We start from the raw sequence: 2,259 nt of genomic DNA, 5'->3' as shown, positions 1-2,259 counted from the left end.
TACAACTGCGAACCGTTGATCGCGTCCTTGCTCGTCGAAGTAACCGCGCCCGCCGTCAGGTTCGTGATCTTCGTGCCCGATGCGCCAGCCAGCGTCACCAGGTCCTTGGCCGCGCTGTCATATGCGACGAATGCGTTCGTCACTTCGCCGCTCGTACCAACCTTCAGACCCGCTGCCGTCAACTGATCCAGGTTGACCGCGTCCTTGCCCACCGTACCTGCTGCGACGTTGTGGATCTGCGTGCCGTTCGATCCGCCCAGCGTGACCTTGCTCTTCGTTGCATCGTCATATGCGACGAATGCGTTCGTCACTTCGCCGCTCGTACCAACCTTCAGACCCGCTGCCGTCAACTGATCCAGATTGACCGCGTCCTTGCCCGCCGTACCTGCTGCGACGTTGTGGATCTGCGTGCCGTTCGAACCGCCCAGCGTGACAGCCGCCTTCGTTGCGTTGTCATATGCGACGAATGCGTTCGTGATGTTGCCGAGCGAATCCACCTTGCCGCCGAGTGCCGTCAACTGCTTCACGTTCACCGCATCCGTTTCGGCCTTACCCGCCGCTACGTTGGCCAGCACCACGGGAGCCGCAGTTGCCGTGCCGCCCAGCGTGACCTTGCTCTTCGTTGCATCGTCATATGCGACGAATGCGTTCGTCACTTCGCCGCTCGTACCAACCTTCAGACCCGCTGCCGTCAACTGATCCAGATTGACCGCGTCCTTGCCCGCCGTACCTGCTGCGACGTTGTGGATCTGCGTGCCGTTCGAACCGCCCAGCGTGACAGCCGCCTTCGTTGCGTTGTCATATGCGACGAATGCGTTCGTGATGTTGCCGAGCGAATCCACCTTGCCGCCGAGTGCCGTCAACTGCTTCACGTTCACCGCATCCGTTTCGGCTTTACCCGCCGCCACGTTGGCCAGCACTACCGGCGCCGCAGCTGCCGTGCCGCCCAGCGTCACCTTGTCGTGCGCCGACGTGTCGTACTTCACCGCATCCGCTGCGCTGCCGCCGGAGCTTGCAACCACCGCATCCAGCGCCGTGCCCACGTCCTTGTAATCGTTGCCGCCAACCTTGTACGTCGGTGCGCTGATCTTGCCGTCCGCGCCAACCGTTGCACCGCCGCCCAGCGCTGCCGCCGTCGACGATGCCGTGTTGTACAGCTGCGAACCGTTGATCGCGTCCGTGCTCGTCGAGGTGAGCGCGCCCGCCTTCAGGTTCGTGATCTTCGTGCCCGATGCGCCGCCTTGCAGCGTCACCAGATCCTTGGCCGTGCTGTCGTATGCGACGAACGCGTTCGTGACGTTACCGCTCGAATCGACCTTGCCGCCGAACGCCGTCAACTGCTTCACGTTCACCGCATCCGTTTCGGCCTTACCCGCCGCTACGTTGGCCAGCACCACGGGAGCCGCAGTTGCCGTGCCGCCCAGCGTGACCTTGCTCTTCGTTGCATCGTCATATGCGACAAATGCGTTCGTCACTTCGCCGCTCGTACCAACCTTCAGACCCGCTGCCGTCAACTGATCCAGATTGACCGCGTCCTTGCCCGCCACACCTGCTGCGACGTTGTGGACCTGCGTGCCGTTCGAACCGCCCAGCGTGACTGCCGCCTTCGTTGCGTCGTCGTATGCGACGAATGCGTTCGTGATGTTGCCGAGCGAATCGACCTTGCCACCGAGTGCCGTCAACTGCTTCACGTTCACCGCATCCGTTTCGGCTTTGCCCGCCGCCACGTTGGCCAGCACCACGGGAGCCGCAGTTGCCGTGCCGCCCAGCGTGACCTTGCTCTTCGTTGCATCGTCATATGCGACAAATGCGTTCGTTACTTCGCCGCTCGTACCAACCTTCAGACCCGCTGCCGTCAACTGATCCAGGTTGACCGCGTCCTTGCCCGCCACACCTGCGGCGACGTTGTGGATCTGCGTGCCGTTCGAACCGCCCAGCGTGACGGCCGCCTTGGTTGCGTCGTCGTATGCGACGAATGCGTTCGTGATGTTGCCGAGCGAATCGACCTTGCCGCCGAGTGCCGTCAACTGCTTCACGTTCACCGCATCCGTTTCGGCTTTGCCCGCCGCCACGTTGGCCAGCACCACCGGCGCCGCAGTTGCCGTGCCGCCGAGCGTCACCTTGTCATGTGCTGACGTGTCGTACTTCACCGCATCCGCTGCGCTGCCGCCGGAGCTTGCCGCCACTGCATCCAGCGCCTTGCCTACGTCCGCGTAGTCCTTGCCGCCGACGTTGTACGTCGGTGCGCTGATCTTGCCG

General features: G+C 63.2%; 1 protein-coding gene. It reads right to left on the bottom strand.

Translation table 11 applies throughout. From position 1 onward, the window contains the following. Nucleotides 1-2,259 (bottom strand): YadA family autotransporter adhesin (locus tag BG61_RS38205; protein WP_035943507.1); only part of this gene is annotated, 2,259 nt, incomplete at both ends.

The organism is Caballeronia glathei, from assembly GCF_000698595.1.
GTDB lineage: Bacteria > Pseudomonadota > Gammaproteobacteria > Burkholderiales > Burkholderiaceae > Caballeronia > Caballeronia glathei.
This window is presented reverse-complemented; position numbering and strand designations above follow the sequence as displayed.